The sequence below is a fragment of the Williamsia sp. M5A3_1d genome (genome assembly GCF_053345315.1).
On record NZ_JBKEZX010000005.1, the window covers coordinates 84,226 to 100,243 of the forward strand.

The window sequence follows — 16,018 nt, forward strand, 5'->3', positions numbered from 1 at the left end:
GACTCGCGGCGGCAGAGGGACGGAGGTCGTGATCGGTGGACACGCTTCAGCGTACCGGCTTGGGGCAGGACGGATGTGTTCCGGCGGTCACGAGCTCACGCACGGCGGCGCGCGGGTCACCGCTGGTGACCAGGCCCTCACCGACCAGCACGGCGTCGGCTCCCGCGCCGGCGTAGGCCAGCAGGTCTGCGGTCCCACGCACGCCCGATTCGGCGATGCGGATGATCTCGGTCGGCAGGCCGGGCGCGATGCGCGCGAAGCTGTCCCGGTCGACCTCGAGTGTCTTGAGGTTCCGCGCGTTGACGCCGACGACCGAGGCACCGGCCTCGAGCGCACGGTCGGCCTCCTCCTCGGTGTGCACCTCGACGAGCGCGGTCATGCCGAGAGATTCGGTGCGGTCGAGCAGCGACGCGAGCACGTTCTGTTCGAGTGCGGCCACGATGAGCAGGATGACGTCGGCGCCGTGGGACCGTGCCTCGTGGATCTGGTACGGCCCGACGATGAAGTCCTTGCGGAGCACGGGGATCTGTACGGCCGCGCGGACGGCGTCGAGATCGTCGAGCGATCCGCCGAACCGACGTCCCTCGGTGAGAACGCTGATGATGCGGGCGCCGCCGCTCTCATAGGCCTGGGCGAGCGCGGCGGGGTCGGCGATGTCGGCGAGCTCCCCGCGAGAGGGGCTGGCGCGCTTGACCTCCGCGATGACACCGATCCCGGTCTCACGAAGAGCGGCGGCGGCATCACGCGGATCGGGAGCAGCGGCCGAGGCGGCCTTCACGGCGGCGAAATCCAGCACCGCCTCGCGGGCGGCGACATCGGCCTTCACCCCGTCGATGATCGAGTCGAGGACGTTCGGCGTACTCATGGGTGCGCGGCCCCCTTCCGGCGGTGACGGACGGAAGTCGGTGGGTGGTGGTCCACGTCATCCCTGGTCGCCACAGGGTAGCCCGGCGACCGATGGCGGCCCTCAGGCGGGGTGTGCGCGGCGCGCGGGCGTCATCGGGTCGGACGACCGGGGTCGTCGTCGCTGGTGGACGGCCCGCCGCTGCGTCCATCCGGTCGTATCCGGGTCGGGTCGGCGCCGTTGTCGAGGGCGTCCCACAGCATGCGTTCGGTGAGGTCGTCGCCCGATCCGTCGGTACCGGCGGGCGACTGCGCGCCGGGTGTGGCCGCGGGGTCGGCGGGTCGGTCGCGGTCGGCGAACACCTTCTCCTCGAGCTCCGCGCGCCGGGCGGCCGGCGAACGGTACTTCGACGACATCGGTGCCGCGCCTCGTGCGCCACGCAGCAGGACGACCGCGGCCGCGACGGCGATGACGCCACCGACGAAGACGACGATCGCCGCCTGGTCGTGGGTCTCGACCGACACCACCTGGTAGCGGCCGGGCACGTCGACGGCCTTCGCGGCGTAGGCGCCGGGGTTGTCGCCGGTGAGCAGCGAGATGGCGGGCAGCACGCCGAGGATGCCGATGAGGGCGACGATGAGCGCCGTGACGCGCAGCGCCCATCCGCGCAGCGACACCGCCGCCGCGATGGACGCGACGAGCACGATCGCCACCGGCGTGAGCCAGGGGCTCCAGTCCGATCCGTGGACGGTGAAGCCGCGTTCGGGGCCGAGCCCGTCGCTGGTGGACAGCGACGCCCATGTCAGTCGCGACGCGGCCCACAGCGCCGCGGCCGCCGCGGCCAACAGGATCGACGCGGTGGTCAGGGTCCGGCGTCGGTGCAGGCGTTCGGCGGTGGCGACATCGACGGCCCCGGCGCGTGGGGCGGTCTCGTCGGTCGGCGCCCGGTCGTCGGGTGGGGGCTGGTTCGGCGTCTCGGTCATGAGGTGTGGTCGTGCTCCTCGCTGGTGCTCGTCCGGGCGGGGTCGCCGCCCGGGTCGTCGGTCGGCACGCCGTCCACGCGACGCATGGTCTGCGCCGCGGCGACCGCCGACAGAACGGTGCGCGCCTTGTTGCGCGCCTCGTTGAACTCGTAGACGGGATCGCTGTCGGCGACCACGCCGCCACCCGCCTGCACGTACGCGGTGCCGTCGGCCATCACCGCGGTGCGGATGGCGATCGCGGTGTCGGCGTCGCCTGCGAAGTCGAGGTAGCCGACGATGCCGCCGTAGAGACCGCGGCGGGTCTGCTCGTGTTCGTCGATCAGTTCCATCGCGCGCACCTTCGGTGCACCCGTCAGGGTCCCCGCGGGGAAGCACGCCGAGACCGCATCGAGGGCGGTGGCGTCGTCGCGCAGCCGTCCGGTCACCGTCGACACCAGGTGCATCACGTGGCTGTACCGCTCGATGTGCCGGTAGTCGTGCACCGTGACGGTGCCCGGTTCACACACCCGCCCCAGGTCGTTGCGTCCGAGGTCGACCAGCATCAGGTGCTCGGAGTTCTCCTTCTCGTCGGCGAGGAGGTCCTTGGCCAGCAGCACGTCCTCCTCCTCGGTCGCCCCGCGCCAGCGCGTACCCGCGATGGGATGGGTCGTGGCGACCTGATCGTGGACGGTCACCAGCGCCTCGGGACTCGATCCGACGACGGTGAACGGTTCGCGGCCCCCCTGCTCGACACCGATACCGGGCACCCGCAGCAGGTACATGTACGGACTCGGGTTCGACGCGCGCAGCACCCGGTAGACGTCGAGGGGATCGGCGTCGGTCGTCATCTCGAACCGCATGGACGGCACCACCTGGAACGCCTCGCCCGCCTCGATCTCCTCGACCAGGGCGGTGACGACGGTGCCGTACTCCTCCTGGGTGCGTTGGCTGCGGTACTCCGGGTCGGGGGTGGCGAAGGTCGACACCGTCGACGGTGTCGGTGCGGCCAGGTCGGCGGTCATGCGGTCGAGTCGCGCGACGGCGTCGTCGTAGGCCGCGTCGACGCGGTCGTCGGAGCCGTCGAAGTTGATGGCGTTGGCGATGAGGGTGATGGCGCCCTCGTGGTGGTCGACGGCCGCGATGTCGGCCGCCAGCAACATCATCATCTCCGGGAGATGCAGGTCGTCGACGGTGGTGTCGGGCAGCTTCTCGAGCCTGCGGACCGCGTCGTAGGCCAGGTATCCGACGAACCCGCCGGTGAGCGGCGGCATGCCCGGCAGCCGGTCGGTGGCGAGCAACCGCAGCGATTCGGCGAGCGCCACGAGCGGGTCGCCGTCGCGCGGCGCGCCGTCGGGGACCGCGCCCCACCAGTGCGCCTGCCCGTCGACGACGGTCAGTGCCGCGGGTGATCCGGCACCGATGAACGACCAGCGTGACCACGATCGACCGTTCTCGGCCGACTCCAGCAGAAACGTGCCGGGTCGGTCGCCGGCCAACTTGCGGTACGCCGACAGGGGCGTCTCGGAATCGGCGAGCACCTTGCGGGTGACGGGGACGACGCGGTGGTCGCGCGCGAGTTCGACGAACACCTCCCGCGGGGTGGTCCCGTCGGTCGATGGACGTCGCGTGGTCGCGTGGGCGGAGGTGGGCACGCCCTATTGTCCCAACGGTTCCCCGCCGACGCCCCAGTGGGACCGGGGGACCTCGGTGATGGTGACCCAGACCGAATCGGGGTCCTTGCCGGTCGCCTTGGCGTAGGCCTCGGTGACCGCGGCGATGGTCTCCCGCTTCACGCGGTCGCTGGATCCGGGGGTCTGCGAGATCTGGATGAGGGGCATCACGGGCCTTTCACGTCGAGTGCGCGCGAGGAGTCGAAACAACTGTGCGTCCCGGTGTGACAGGCGGGACCGGTCTGGTCGACGATCACCAGCAGGGCGTCACCGTCGCAGTCCAGGCGCACCTCGTGCACGGCCTGGACGTGTCCGCTGGTCTCCCCCTTCACCCAGTATTCCTGTCGTGATCGCGACCAGTAGGTGGCCCGGCCGGTGTACAGGGTCCGCGCGAGGGCCTCGGCGTCCATCCAGGCGAGCATCAACACCTCGCCGGTGGATCGCTCCTGCACCACCGCGGCGACCAGACCGTCGTCGGTGCGGCGCAGTCGCTGCTCGATCGCCGGGTCGAGGCCGCTCATCGGACCACCACCCCGTCGTGGCGCATCGCGTCCTTCACCTCGCCGATCCGCAGGTCGCCGAAGTGGAACACCGAGGCGGCCAATACCGCGTCGGCGCCGGCGCGGACCGCGGGTGTGAAGTGCTCGACCCGGCCGGCCCCACCGCTCGCGATCACCGGGACGGTGACCGCGGCGCGCACGGCGCCGATCATGGTCAGGTCGAAACCGTTCTTGGTGCCGTCGGCGTCCATGGAGTTGAGCAGGATCTCCCCCACCCCGAGGTCCTGTCCGCGACGCGCCCACTCGACCGCGTCGATACCGGTGCCGCGTCGGCCGCCGTGGGTGGTGACCTCCCAGCCCGACGGTGTCGGGGGCTCGCCGTCGGGGACGGTGCGCGCGTCGACCGACAGCACGATGCACTGCGACCCGAAGTGGCGACTCATCTCCTCGAGCACCTCGGGGCGTGCGATGGCCGCGGTGTTGACGCCCACCTTGTCGGCACCGGCGCGCAGCAACGTATCGACGTCGGCGACGGTGCGCACGCCGCCACCGACGGTCAGCGGGATGAAGACCTGATCGGCGGTGCGACGTACGACGTCGAGCATCGTGGACCGACCCGAACTGGAGGCGGTGACGTCGAGGAAGGTCAGTTCGTCGGCGCCCGCAGCGTCGTAGGCCGCGGCGAGTTCGACCGGATCACCGGCGTCGCGCAGGTCGACGAAGTTGACGCCTTTCACCACCCGGCCGGCATCGACGTCGAGGCACGGGATGACCCGCACGGCGACGGTCATGACCGTCCCCCGGGTGGACCGACCTCGGCGATGATCGACGCCAGCTCGCCGTGCACCCCGGGTGCGCCCACCAGCATCGACGGCGACGACACCGTCCACGGCGCCCCGGTGAGGTCGGTGACCTCTCCCCCGGCGGCCAGGACGAGGGCGGCACCGGCCGCGTTGTCCCAGGCGTGGTGCCCGAAACACACTGCGCCGCCGATGTTCCCGGCCGCACACAGGGCCATGTCGATACCCGTGCTGCCGAGCAGACGCAGCCGCGACACCCGTCGGGAGAGCTGGCCGAGGATGTCGATCCGCCACTGTCCCGGATATCGGCCGCGGCTGTCGACGTTGAACGCGCCGAACGCGATCATCGAGTCCTCGAGGCGGGTGGGGCGCAGGGGTGGGAGTTCCTCGCCGTTGCAGACGACCGGGCCCTCGACGAACGCCGCGTAGCGCCGGTCGAACAGCGGGAGCCAGGTGAGTCCGAGGACGGGCGCACCGTCGTGCAGCAGGGCCACGAGGGTGCCGGCGAGTGGCAGTCCGGCCGAGTAGTTGGCGGTGCCGTCGATCGGGTCGACCACCCACACCGTCCCCGAGGTGACATCGGGTCCCCCGAACTCCTCACCGTGGACCGCGATCTGCGTGGCGTCGGAGAGTCGTGCCGCCAGCAGGCGTTCCAGTTCGAGGTCGAGTTCGGTCGCGAAGTCGTTGCCGCCCTTGTCGACCGCGCTCGGGGCGCCGAGTCCTTCGACGAACCGCGGGGTGATCTCGTCGAGCAGGCCCGCGGCGATCGACAGCAGCCGGGGCGGGTCCACATCGGCGGGCAGCGTCCCGACGACGGTCGGTGCCATCACCGCCCGGCCACTGCGGCCAGCGCCTCGGGCAGCGTGAACCGCCCGGCGTAGAGCGCCTTGCCGACGATCGCGCCCTCGACGCCCGCGTCCACCAGGCCGGCGATCGCGACGAGGTCGTCGACGGTCGAGACGCCGCCGGAGGCGACGACCGGTGCCGACGAACGCTGCGCGACCTCCCGCAGCAGGTCGAGATTCGGGCCGGTCAGCGTGCCGTCCTTGCTGACGTCGGTGACGACGTATCGCGAGCAGCCGTCGCGTTCGAGACGCTCGAGCACGTCCCACAGGTCACCGCCGTCGGAGACCCAGCCGCGGCCGCGCAGTCGCCAACCGCGGTCCTCGTGCACGGCGTCGAGACCGATCGCGACCCGGTCGCCGTATTCGGAGACGATCCGCGTGCACCATTCGGGGTCCTCGAGCGCCGCGGTCCCGATGTTGACGCGCGTGCACCCGGTGGCCAGCGCCGCCCGCAGCGAGTCGTCGTCGCGGATGCCGCCCGACAGTTCGACCTTCACGTCGAGCTCACCGACCACCGCGGCGAGGAGTTCGCGGTTGTCGCCCCGGCCGAACGCGGCGTCGAGGTCGACCAGATGGATCCACTCGGCGCCGTCACGCTGCCAGGCCATCGCGGCCTCGCGGGGAGATCCGTAGGACGTCTCCGACCCCGCCGCCCCCTGGACGAGCCGGACGGCCTGGCCGTCGGCGACGTCGACCGCGGGGAGGAGTTCGAGCGTGGACGGCATCTGGTGGGGCCTTTCGTCGGGAGTCGCCGCGGGACGCGGGATCTCAGTGTTCGTCATCGGACGGCGTCGGCGGTGGCTGCGTGGACGTGGCCTGTGTGGACGAGGTCTGGGGCGTGGACTCGAGCGAACGCGCGGCCGCGTCGACCATCCGGTTCGCGACCAGCCCCATCACGGCGATGGCCACCGCCACGGCCAGCAGGGCGACCACGAGCGCCGCGGGCGCCGACACCCGCGTCACCGCGTAGATCACCGGGACCGAGACCAGCAGCACGAGCGTCCCCGCGCCGAGCACCGCAAGCGCCAACCGCGCATAGGAGAACTCACGCGAAGCCGGTCGGTCCCGGTCCGTGCTCACAGCGACCGGACCCAGTTCTCGAGCAGCGCGGCACCCGCGTCCCCCGATTTCTCGGGGTGGAACTGGGTGGCCGACAACGGTCCGTTCTCGACCGCGGCGAGGAAAGGGGCACCGTGTTCGGCCCACGTGGTGATGGCCGGCGCGAGACGGGAACCGTCGCTGTCGAGCTCCCACGACTGCGCGGCGTAGGAGTGCACGAAGTAGAAGCGCGTGTCGGCGTCGAGACCGTCGAACAGGACCGATCCGGCCCCGGCGTCGACGGTGTTCCATCCCATGTGCGGCAGCACCGGTGCGGGCAACTGCGTGACCGCACCGGGCCATTCACCGCAACCCGCCGCCTGCACCCCGAACTCGACACCCTCCTCGAACAGGATCTGCATGCCGACGCAGATGCCGAGGACGGGACGCCCGCCGGCCAGTCGCTGATCGATGATCCGGTCGCCGCGCGCCGCGGTGAGGCCCGCCATGCATGCGGCGAAGGCTCCGACCCCGGGGACCACGAGGCCGTCGCACCCGAGGGCGTCGTCACGGTCGGCGGTGACGGTGACCTGCGCGCCGGTGCGTTCGAGCGCGCGTTGCGCCGACCGGAGGTTGCCCGACCCGTAGTCGAGGATCGTGACGCGGGGACTCATGACGGCCGCCGCATCTAGAGCGCACCCTTGGTCGACGGCACACCCGTGGCGCGGGGGTCCGGTTCGGAGGCGGCGCGCAGCGCACGGGCGACCGCCTTGTACTGGGCCTCGGTGATGTGGTGCTGATCGCGGCCGTAGAGCACCCGGACGTGCAGGGCGATGCGGGCGTTCGTGGCGAGCGTCTCGAACACGTGGCGGTTGATGACGGTGTTGTAGGCGACGCCGGGGTTGCCGCCGATCACCGAGGTCAGCAGGTGCTCGGGTTCGCCGGTGTGCACGAAGTAGGGCCGTCCCGACAGGTCGACCGCGGCGTGGGCCAACGCCTCGTCCATGGGGATCCACGCGTCGCCGAACCGGCGGATGCCGCGCTTGTCGCCGAGAGCGAGATCGATGGCCTGGCCGAGAACGATGGCGGTGTCCTCGACGGTGTGGTGTGACTCGATGTCGACGTCGCCGGTGGCCGCGATGGTGAGGTCGAAGCTGCCGTGCGCGCCGAACGCGGTCAGCATGTGGTCGTAGAACGCGACGCCGGTCGAGATGTTCGTCTTCCCGGTCCCGTCGAGGTCGATCTCGACGGCGACCGAGGACTCGCGGGTGACGCGCTCGACGCGGGCGGTCCGCCGTGATGCGCCGGGATCGGTGTCGGTGTCGGTCATCGCAGTGCTCCGTCGGTTCGGGGGTCGGTTGCGAGCAGGCCGTCGGCGGCCACGTCGGCGGCGGCGCGCAGGAACGCGTCGTTCTCGTCGGCCAGGCCGATGGTGGCACGCAGATACCCGGGGATGCGCAGGTCGCGGATCAACACGCCGCGGTCGAGGAACCGCTGCCATGCGACCGCGGCATCGGTGAGATGCCCGAACAGCACGAAATTGGCGTCGGAATCGACGACGGAGTAGCCGAGCGCGGTCAGCTCCGCCACCACCCGACCGCGCTCGGCGACGATCGCGGCGACCGTCGCCAAGGTCTCGTCGGCGTGGCGCAGCGCCGCACGTGCGGCGGCCTGGGTCACGACCGAGAGGTGATACGGCAGGCGAACCAGCAGGAGCGACTCGACGAGGGCCGGCGACGCCACGAGGTAGCCGAGGCGGCCGCCGGCGAAGGCGAACGCCTTGCTCATGGTCCGGGTCACCACGAGACGATCGCCGAACTCGTCGATCAGCGCGATGGCGCTCGGGCGGTCGGAGAACTCCCCGTACGCCTCGTCGACGATGACGATGCCCGGGGCCACCGACACCACCGCGCGGATGTCGTCGAGCGACAGGGACTGCCCGGTCGGGTTGTTCGGCGAGGTGAGGAACACGACATCGGTTGCGCGGCGCCCGATCTCGGCCACCGCGGCGGTGACGTCGAGGGTGAAATCGGCCTCCCGGAGCATCTCCACCCAGGTGGTGTCGGTGCCGCCGGTGATGATCGAGTGCATCGAGTACGACGGCACGAAACCGAGCGCGGTGCGGCCGGGACCACCGAAGGCCTGCAGCACCTGCTGCAGGATCTCGTTCGATCCGTTCGCCGCCCACAGGTTCTCGACACCGAGTTCGATGCCGGTGCGGCCGGTCAGGTAGCGGGCGAGATCGGCACGCAACGCGACGGCGTCACGGTCGGGGTACCGGTGCAGCACCGACGCCGCGGCACGCACCGATTCGGCGACGTCGTCGACGAGTGCCTGCGACGGCGGATGCGGGTTCTCGTTCGTGTTCAGCGCGACGGGGACGTCGAGCTGCGGCGCGCCGTAGGCGTGTTGGCCGCGCAACGCCTCGCGCAACGGCAGGTCGGCGAGGGAGAACCGGGCTCCGGGGACGCTCACACCGGGCTCCCCGACGCCGGGAGGTCGGCGAAGCGCGCGGTGACCGCATCACCGTGGGCGGGAAGGTCTTCCGCGCGGGCGAGCGCGACGACGTGGGGTGCCACCTCGGCGAGCGCCGCGCGGTCGTAGTCGACGATGTGGACGCCGCGCAGGAACGTCTGCACGGACAGCCCGGAACTGTGCCGGGCCGAACCGGACGTCGGCAGGACGTGATTCGAGCCCGCGCAGTAGTCACCGAGGCTCACCGGCGAGTAGCGGCCGACGAAGATGGCGCCGGCGTTGCGGACACGGTCGGCGACCGCGGGGGCATCGGCGGTCTGGATCTCAAGGTGCTCGGCAGCGTAGGCATCGACCACGGCGATCCCGTGGTCGATGTCGTCGACGAGGACGATGCCCGACTGCGCGCCGGACAGTGCGGTGCGCACACGTTCGGTGTGCCGGGTCGTCTCGACCTGTGCGGTGACCTCGGCGTCGACGCGGTCGGCGAGGTCGACGCTGTCGGTGACCAGCACCGACGCGGCGAGGACGTCGTGTTCGGCCTGGCTGATGAGGTCGGCGGCGACGGCGGTGGCATCGGCGTCGCCGTCGGCCAGGATGGCGATCTCCGTCGGCCCGGCCTCGGAATCGATGCCGACGATGCTGCGGCACAGGCGCTTCGCCGCGGTCACGTAGATGTTGCCGGGTCCGGTGATGAGATCGACCGGGGCCAGTTCGGCCTGTCCGCCGTCGACATCGGTGCCCCCGTAGGTGAGCAGCGCGACGGCCTGCGCGCCACCGACGGCCCACACCTCGTCGACACCGAGCAGCGCGCACGCGGCGAGGATCGTCGGGTGCGGCCATCCACCGTGGGCGGCCTGCGGAGGCGAGGCGACCACGAGCGAGGCCACGCCGGCCTCCTGCGCGGGAACCACGTTCATGATGACGCTCGACGGGTAGACGGCGTTGCCGCCGGGGACGTAGAGCCCCACGCGGGCGACCGGGATCCACTTCTCGGTGACCGATCCGCCGGGGACGACCTCGGTCGTCGTGGTGGAGCGACGTTGGTCGGCGTGGACGATCCGCGCGCGGCGGATCGACTCCTCCAGCGCGGCCCGCACCGTCGCGTCGACCGATTCCAGTGCCCGACGGAGGATGTCCGCGGGCACACGGACCGATTCGGGCGTCACCCCGTCGAACCGGGCACCGAACTCCAGGGCCGCTGGAGCACCGTTGTCACGGACCGCGGCGACGACCGGCGCGACCGTCGACAGCACCGAGTCGATGTCGGTGCCCCCGCGCGGGAGTGCGCGCCGGAGTTCCGCGGCGGTGTGCGCACGGCCTCGGAGGTCGGTTCGGGACAACATTGCGCGGGTCTCCTGCGGTCGGGTGCGGGGTGGTGGGTGACGGCCACCCTGAACGGTCCACTCAAGGATATGGGGTCCGGCCAGCCGTTTTCGACGCCGGGTACCTGCCGTGAGACGACGACATCGGCCGCCGGTCACCACCGTGTGGGTGGTTTCCGACGGCCGACGGCGGTCGATCTCAGGTCACGTCGTGACCGGTGTCACAGCGATCAGGCAGAAGCCAGCGTCGCGGTGTCGATCACGAAGCGGTACCGCACGTCGGAGGAGACGGCACGGTCGTAGGCCTCGTTCACCTGGTCGGCCGAGATGGTCTCGATCTCGGCGGCGATGTCGTGCTCGGCGCAGAAGTCGAGCATCTCCTGCGTCAGCGCGATGCCACCGACCATCGAGCCCGACAGCGAGCGTCGGTTCGCCAGCAGAGCGAACGCTGCTACCTCGAGCGGGTTCTCCGGCACACCGAGCTCGACGAGCGCGCCGTCGATGGCGAGCAGGCCGATGTAGTCGGTCAGCGGGAGGTTCACCGACACCGTGTTGAGGATCAGGTCGAACTGACCGGCCAGATCCTTGAAGAGCGCCTTGTTGTCCTTGGTGGCGTAGTAGTGGTCGGCACCGAAGCGCTTGCCGTCCTCTTCCTTGCTCGTGGTCTGGCTCAGCACGGTGACCTCGGCGCCCATGGCGTGGGCGATCTTGACGCCGACGTGGCCCAGGCCGCCCATCCCGATGATGGCGACCTTCTTGCCCGGACCCGCGCCCCACTTCTTCAGCGGCGCGTACAGGGTGATGCCCGCGCACAGCAGCGGTGCCGCGACGTCGAGCTCGATGCCCTCGGGGATCTTCAGGACGAACTTCTCGGTGACGACGACCTGCTCGGAGTAGCCACCGTTGGTGAACTCACCCTCGTAGGTCTTCGAGTTGTAGGTCTGGACGACACCCTTCTCGCAGTACTGCTCGTCGCCGTTCTTGCAGGGGGCGCACTCGCCACAGGAGTCGACGAAGCAGCCGACGCCGACGCGGTCGCCGACGTTGTGGAGGGTGACCTCGGAACCGACCTCGGCGACGATCCCCGCGATCTCGTGGCCGGGGACGACCGGGTACTGGGTGCCCTTCCACTCGTTACGAGCGGTGTGGATGTCGGAATGGCAGATGCCGGCGAACTTGATGTCGATACGGACATCCTTGGGTCCCAGTTCGCGGCGTTCGATGGTCGAGATGGTGAGCGGATCGGTCGCTCCGGTGGCGACCACAGCGTTCACAGTTGGCACAGAAATCGTGTCCTTTCGGCCTTGCGGAGCGCGCTGTTCAGCGCGCCGGGACACAGGGACCAACAGAACCGTCAACGGTTTTATGCCCACGTGCGCATAAGCGCACCGACCGCCGCCCGAGATGTCCGCTTGGCGCCTACAGATCGAGACCGAGGTCGAGCACGGTGACCGAGTGCGTCAGCGCACCGACCGCCAGATAGTCGACACCGGTGCGCGCGTAGTCACCGGCGACGTCGATCGACAGGCCGCCGGAACTCTCGAGCTTCGTCTGCGGTGCGCGGGTGTTGCGCCGCTGCACCGCCATCTGGGTCTCCCACAGCGCGAAGTTGTCGAGCAGGATCAGTTGCGCGTCGAGGGCCAGCGCCTCGTCGAGCTGGGTGAGCGAGTCGACCTCGACCTCCACGGGCAGGTCGGGGGCCGCGGCCCGTACCGCCTCCCAGGCCGCGGTCACCGAGCCGGCGGCGGCGATGTGGTTGTCCTTGATGAGAGCTGCGTCCCCCAGACCCATCCGATGGTTGACCCCGCCGCCGGCGCGCACGGCGTACTTCTGCAGGGCCCGTAGCCCCGGCAGGGTCTTGCGGCTGTCCCGCACCTGAGTGCCGGTGCCGTCGACCTCGGCGACCCACCGTGCGGTCGTCGTGGCGATCCCCGACAGGTGGCACAGCAGGTTCAGCGCGGTGCGTTCGGCGGTGAGCAGCCCTGCGGTCGGCGCGTCGAGGCGCAGGACCACCGCACCGGCCTCGACGGTGGACCCGTCGGCCACGCGGTCGAGCACCGTGAGCTCGGACCCGATGACGGTGTCGAACACCGCCAGGGCGACATCGAGCCCGGCGATGACACCACGGTCACGACTGGCGATCACCGCGGTGGTCCGGGCCCCGGCGGGCACCGTCGCCGCGGTGGTCACGTCGGGGCCGAACCTCAGGTCCTCGTCGAGCGCCGTCGCGATGATCCGGGCGACGTCGGCGGCGTCGAGGCCCTGGGCGGCGAACGGATCGCTCATTCACCGCCTCCGCCGGGGGTACCGATCTCGATCATCCGCGTCACGCTGGCCCGCGCCGCGTCGGCGACATCGCGATCGAGGTGGACCTCGTCGGTGCCGTCGCGCAGACACCGCAGCAGCGCCTCGGGGGTGATCATCTTCATGTACTTGCACGACGCCTTGGGGTTGACCGCCTGGAAGTCGATCTGTGGCGCCGCACGGCGCAACTGGTGGAGCATGCCGATCTCCGTGGCGACGAGGACCTCGCGGGCACCCGAGGCGCGCGCGGTGTCGAGCATCCCGCCGGTCGACAGGATGTGTACCCGTTCCTTCGGCACGGCCCCCTCGCCGGCGAGATACAGAGCCGATGTCGCGCAACCACATTCGGGGTGCACGTAGAGGTCCGCGTCGGGGTGCGCGTTCGCCTGATCGGTGAGCTCGTCGCCGTTGATCCCGGCGTGGACATGGCATTCACCGGCCCAGATGTGCATGTTCGTCCGACCGGTCTCGCGTTTGACGTGCGCGCCGAGGAACTGGTCGGGCAGGAACAACACGGTGCGATCGGGATCGATCGAGGCGACGACCTCGACGGCGTTCGACGAGGTGCAGCAGATGTCGGTCAGTGCCTTCACCTCGGCGGTGGTGTTGACGTAGGAGACCACCACGGCGTCGGGGAAGTCGGCCTTCCATGCGCGCAACTCGTCGGCGGTGATCGAATCGGCGAGCGAGCAGCCGGCCCGCTCATCGGGGATGAGGACGGTCTTCTCCGGGGCGAGGATCTTCGCCGTCTCGGCCATGAAGTGGACCCCGCAGAACACGATCGTGTCCTCGGGCGCCGATGCCGCGATCCGTGACAGGGCCAGCGAGTCGCCGACGTGGTCGGCGACGTCCTGGATGGCCGGGAGCTGGTAGTTGTGCGCCAGCACGGTCGCTCCACGGAGCTTCGCGAGTCGACGGACCTCGGCAGCCCACTCCGGACCGGGATCACCGGTCGGGTCGACGACGGGGGCGACGGGTGCAACAGCGGTCATGACCGCTCCTTCTCAGGCGAGGAAACTCGATCGCGGGCCGGCGTCGAGTGGTTTTCGACTGCAAGTCGAAAACCTGCGCTCAATGTAGCACCCCGGTCGCGGCCGACCGCGCGGCACGGGAGTCGCATCGACATAGACTGGGCGCCATGGAGGCGCCGGGCATCATCCACGAGGTGCTCAGCGCCGTGTTCGCGGTGCGGACGCCGCTGGAACGGTGCCCTCCCCAGCTGTCGGTCCTCCTGTGGCAACGGGCACGCGATCCGCAGCCGGGCACGTGGTCGCTGCCGGGCGGCGTACTGGGGGTCGACGAGGACCTCACGTCGTCGGCGCGTCGACAGCTCGCCGAGAAGGTCGATCTGCGCGAGGTGGCCCACATCGAGCAGCTGTCGGTGTTCTCCGCGCCCGACCGCGTCCCCGGCCCCCGTGTCATCGCCTCGACGTATCTCGGTCTCGTGCGGTCGGATTCGACCGCGAACCTCCCCGACGACACCCGATGGCACCCGGTGGACGACCTGCCGTCGATGAGCTTCGACCACCGCGCGATCGTGACCCAGGCACGCGGCCGGTTGGCCGCGAAGCTGTCCTACACCAACATCGCGTTCGCCCTGGCGCCGCGTGAGTTCTCGATGTCGACGCTCAGCGACATCTACTGTGCCGCACTGGGTTATCCGGTCGACGCGACGAACCTGCTGCGCATCCTCAGTCGGCGCGGGGTGGTCGGGGCCACCGGCACCACGGGACGCACGGGGCGCTCCGGCGGTCGTCCACCGGCGCTGTACCGGTTCGCCGAGAACGGGTTACGCGTCACCGACGAGTTCGCCACCCTGCGTCCGCCCGCCTGAGGCAGGCACGCCCAGATCGGGGGCGCGATCGCACAGCAGCAACACCAGGCACACGATCAGGGCACCGATTGGTGCGGCGACGACGAGGGCCCACGACAGGTCCAGTCCGCCGAACATGTCGAGGCGCGCCGATTCCAGCCGGAGCGACGGTGCGGTCTGGAAGTAGTCGCCGACCGCGGTGTCCCCCGGTCCCGCGTGTCGGACACCGGCGACGAGACCGCCGAGCCAGATCCCGACACCGGCTCCGGCCATGGGGGCGACGGTGGCGAGGACGGCGGCCGCCGGGCCGCGCAGCCGACGATCCCACCAGGCCACCACGCCGCTGACGACTCCGACGACACCGCTCACGCAGGCGAACAAGGCGACGGCGTCGAACCGGTGGACCGTGTCGGCGCCCAGCGATCCGGCCTGGCCGGGTCGGACGACGACTCCGGTGACGCCCGGGGTGAGAAGACCCCACACGATGCCACCGACAGCCCCGAGCACCACGATGACGAGGGCGATCGGCAGAGCGCGCAGGACGATGCCGCGGGGGTCGATCAGTTCGGTGTGGATGCGCTCGTCGACCACGACGGGTGCCACCGGAGGTCCGGCGTCCGGATCGACGGTCATGCGAACCCGAGGGCGTGGGAGTCGACGGCGCCGTGTCGGGAACACCGCGCGGTCCACCCGTCCGGGACCACCTGCACCACCATCCGGCGCCCGCACTGCCCGCAGTAGCGCGGTGGCTCCAGGCCGAGTTGCGCTGCCGCGGGTACCTTCTCGGCGCCCAGGGTGTCGAGCCGGATACCCGTGTAGACGGCGTACGACAGCGGCTCGGTCAGCGGCGACGGTGTCGTCGCCGCGCCCCGATCCCGTTCGTCGTCCACCACGGCCATCTCCCGGATCGCCGTCAGATGCTGTCGTTGAGCGCCTTGATCGGCATCTGCAGATCGACGAGCAGGTCGAGGTCGGCCTCGGCCGGTCGGCCCAGGGTGGTCAGGTAGTTGCCCACGATGACCGCGTTGATGCCCCCGAGGATCCCCTGCTTGGCGCCGAGGTCACCCAGGGTGATCTCACGACCGCCCGCGAACCGCAGGATGGTGCGCGGCAACGCCAGACGGAACGCCGCCACCGCACGCAGTGCATCGGATGCCGGCAGCACGTCGAGGTCACCGAACGGGGTGCCCGGACGCGGGTTGAGGAAGTTCAGGGGCACCTCGTCGGGCTCGAGCGCCGCGAGATCGGCGGCGAACTCCGCACGCTGCTCCAGCGACTCCCCCATGCCGAGGATCCCGCCGCAGCACACCTCCATACCGGCCTCGCGCACCATGCGCAGGGTGCCCTCGCGCTCCTCCCACGTGTGGGTGGTTACGACGTTCGGGAAATGCGAGCGCGCGGTCTCGAGGTTGTGGTTGTAGCGGTGCACACCCATCGCGGCGAGC

20 protein-coding genes are annotated in these 16,018 nt (G+C 70.7%); 1 reads left to right on the top strand and 19 read right to left on the bottom strand.

Translation table 11 applies throughout. The annotated features are described in order from the left end of the window. Positions 1–46: 46 nt before the first annotated feature. The 16 genes from trpC to nadA all read right to left on the bottom strand — a co-directional run bounded on the left by trpC (position 47) and on the right by nadA (position 13,752). Positions 47–865: an indole-3-glycerol phosphate synthase TrpC gene (trpC, locus tag ACLBW1_RS20710; protein WP_447813706.1), complete on the bottom strand. Its 819-nt coding sequence runs from the start codon at positions 863–865 to the stop codon at positions 47–49. A gap of 131 nt (positions 866–996) precedes the next feature. Further along, complete coding sequence (locus tag ACLBW1_RS20715) at positions 997–1,827, bottom strand: TIGR02234 family membrane protein (protein ID WP_447813708.1); 831 nt, start codon at positions 1,825–1,827, stop codon at positions 997–999. After that, positions 1,824–3,458, bottom strand: coding sequence for an anthranilate synthase component I (locus ACLBW1_RS20720; RefSeq protein WP_447813710.1), 1,635 nt, complete (start codon positions 3,456–3,458; stop codon positions 1,824–1,826). The genes ACLBW1_RS20715 and ACLBW1_RS20720 overlap by 4 nt, the downstream gene beginning before the upstream one ends. A gap of 3 nt (positions 3,459–3,461) precedes the next feature. Then, on the bottom strand, positions 3,462–3,644 hold the full coding sequence (locus ACLBW1_RS20725; RefSeq protein WP_045823037.1) for a tautomerase family protein: 183 nt from the start codon (positions 3,642–3,644) through the stop codon (positions 3,462–3,464). Continuing rightward, entirely contained in the window at positions 3,644–3,997 is a 354-nt protein-coding gene (gene hisI / locus ACLBW1_RS20730; RefSeq protein WP_447813711.1) for a phosphoribosyl-AMP cyclohydrolase, read from the bottom strand. The genes ACLBW1_RS20725 and hisI overlap by 1 nt, the downstream gene beginning before the upstream one ends. Beyond that, positions 3,994–4,767 carry an imidazole glycerol phosphate synthase subunit HisF gene (gene hisF, locus ACLBW1_RS20735; RefSeq protein ID WP_447813712.1) on the bottom strand — a complete coding sequence of 258 codons (774 nt, stop codon included), beginning with the start codon at positions 4,765–4,767 and terminating at the stop codon, positions 3,994–3,996. The genes hisI and hisF overlap by 4 nt, the downstream gene beginning before the upstream one ends. Next, entirely contained in the window at positions 4,764–5,603 is an 840-nt protein-coding gene (locus ACLBW1_RS20740) for an inositol monophosphatase family protein (protein WP_447813713.1), read from the bottom strand. The genes hisF and ACLBW1_RS20740 overlap by 4 nt, the downstream gene beginning before the upstream one ends. Next, entirely contained in the window at positions 5,603–6,346 is a 744-nt protein-coding gene (gene priA, locus ACLBW1_RS20745) for a bifunctional 1-(5-phosphoribosyl)-5-((5-phosphoribosylamino)methylideneamino)imidazole-4-carboxamide isomerase/phosphoribosylanthranilate isomerase PriA (protein ID WP_447813736.1), read from the bottom strand. The genes ACLBW1_RS20740 and priA overlap by 1 nt, the downstream gene beginning before the upstream one ends. 43 nt (positions 6,347–6,389) lie before the next feature. Next, entirely contained in the window at positions 6,390–6,701 is a 312-nt protein-coding gene (locus tag ACLBW1_RS20750) for a hypothetical protein (RefSeq protein WP_447813714.1), read from the bottom strand. After that, on the bottom strand, positions 6,698–7,333 hold the full coding sequence (gene hisH, locus ACLBW1_RS20755) for an imidazole glycerol phosphate synthase subunit HisH (protein WP_447813715.1): 636 nt from the start codon (positions 7,331–7,333) through the stop codon (positions 6,698–6,700). The genes ACLBW1_RS20750 and hisH overlap by 4 nt, the downstream gene beginning before the upstream one ends. 14 nt (positions 7,334–7,347) lie before the next feature. After that, a complete protein-coding gene (gene hisB, locus ACLBW1_RS20760) occupies positions 7,348–7,989 on the bottom strand; it encodes an imidazoleglycerol-phosphate dehydratase HisB (RefSeq protein WP_447813716.1) in 642 nt (213 codons plus the stop codon). Further along, positions 7,986–9,134 (bottom strand): histidinol-phosphate transaminase, encoded by a 1,149-nt coding sequence (locus ACLBW1_RS20765; RefSeq protein ID WP_447813717.1) that lies wholly within the window; start codon positions 9,132–9,134, stop codon positions 7,986–7,988. The genes hisB and ACLBW1_RS20765 overlap by 4 nt, the downstream gene beginning before the upstream one ends. Next, positions 9,131–10,477 carry a histidinol dehydrogenase gene (gene hisD / locus ACLBW1_RS20770; protein ID WP_447813718.1) on the bottom strand — a complete coding sequence of 449 codons (1,347 nt, stop codon included), beginning with the start codon at positions 10,475–10,477 and terminating at the stop codon, positions 9,131–9,133. Before hisD ends, ACLBW1_RS20765 begins: the two co-directional genes overlap by 4 nt. A 209-nt stretch (positions 10,478–10,686) precedes the next feature. After that, on the bottom strand, positions 10,687–11,739 hold the full coding sequence (locus ACLBW1_RS20775; protein ID WP_447813719.1) for an NAD(P)-dependent alcohol dehydrogenase: 1,053 nt from the start codon (positions 11,737–11,739) through the stop codon (positions 10,687–10,689). 136 nt (positions 11,740–11,875) lie between these two features. Continuing rightward, positions 11,876–12,742, bottom strand: coding sequence for a carboxylating nicotinate-nucleotide diphosphorylase (gene nadC / locus ACLBW1_RS20780; protein WP_447813720.1), 867 nt, complete (start codon positions 12,740–12,742; stop codon positions 11,876–11,878). Beyond that, a complete protein-coding gene (gene nadA, locus ACLBW1_RS20785; protein ID WP_447813721.1) occupies positions 12,739–13,752 on the bottom strand; it encodes a quinolinate synthase NadA in 1,014 nt (337 codons plus the stop codon). Before nadA ends, nadC begins: the two co-directional genes overlap by 4 nt. A 146-nt stretch (positions 13,753–13,898) precedes the next feature. On the opposite strand from nadA, the gene ACLBW1_RS20790 reads away from it, so the two are divergent. Then, positions 13,899–14,594: an NUDIX hydrolase gene (locus ACLBW1_RS20790; RefSeq protein ID WP_447813722.1), complete on the top strand. Its 696-nt coding sequence runs from the start codon at positions 13,899–13,901 to the stop codon at positions 14,592–14,594. Here the strand turns inward: ACLBW1_RS20790 and ACLBW1_RS20795 are convergent. The 3 genes from ACLBW1_RS20795 to ACLBW1_RS20805 form a co-directional block, all read right to left on the bottom strand. Next, on the bottom strand, positions 14,550–15,206 hold the full coding sequence (locus ACLBW1_RS20795; protein WP_447813723.1) for a DUF2567 domain-containing protein: 657 nt from the start codon (positions 15,204–15,206) through the stop codon (positions 14,550–14,552). The two genes, ACLBW1_RS20790 and ACLBW1_RS20795, sit on opposite strands and share 45 nt — an antisense overlap. Beyond that, positions 15,203–15,472, bottom strand: a complete 270-nt coding sequence (gene bsaP, locus ACLBW1_RS20800; protein ID WP_447813724.1) for a biotin synthase auxiliary protein BsaP — start codon at positions 15,470–15,472, stop codon at positions 15,203–15,205. The genes ACLBW1_RS20795 and bsaP overlap by 4 nt, the downstream gene beginning before the upstream one ends. Positions 15,473–15,486: 14 nt before the next feature. Next, positions 15,487–16,018, bottom strand: a 532-nt coding sequence (locus ACLBW1_RS20805) for a radical SAM protein (protein WP_447813725.1), incomplete at its 5' end; no start/stop codon positions are given.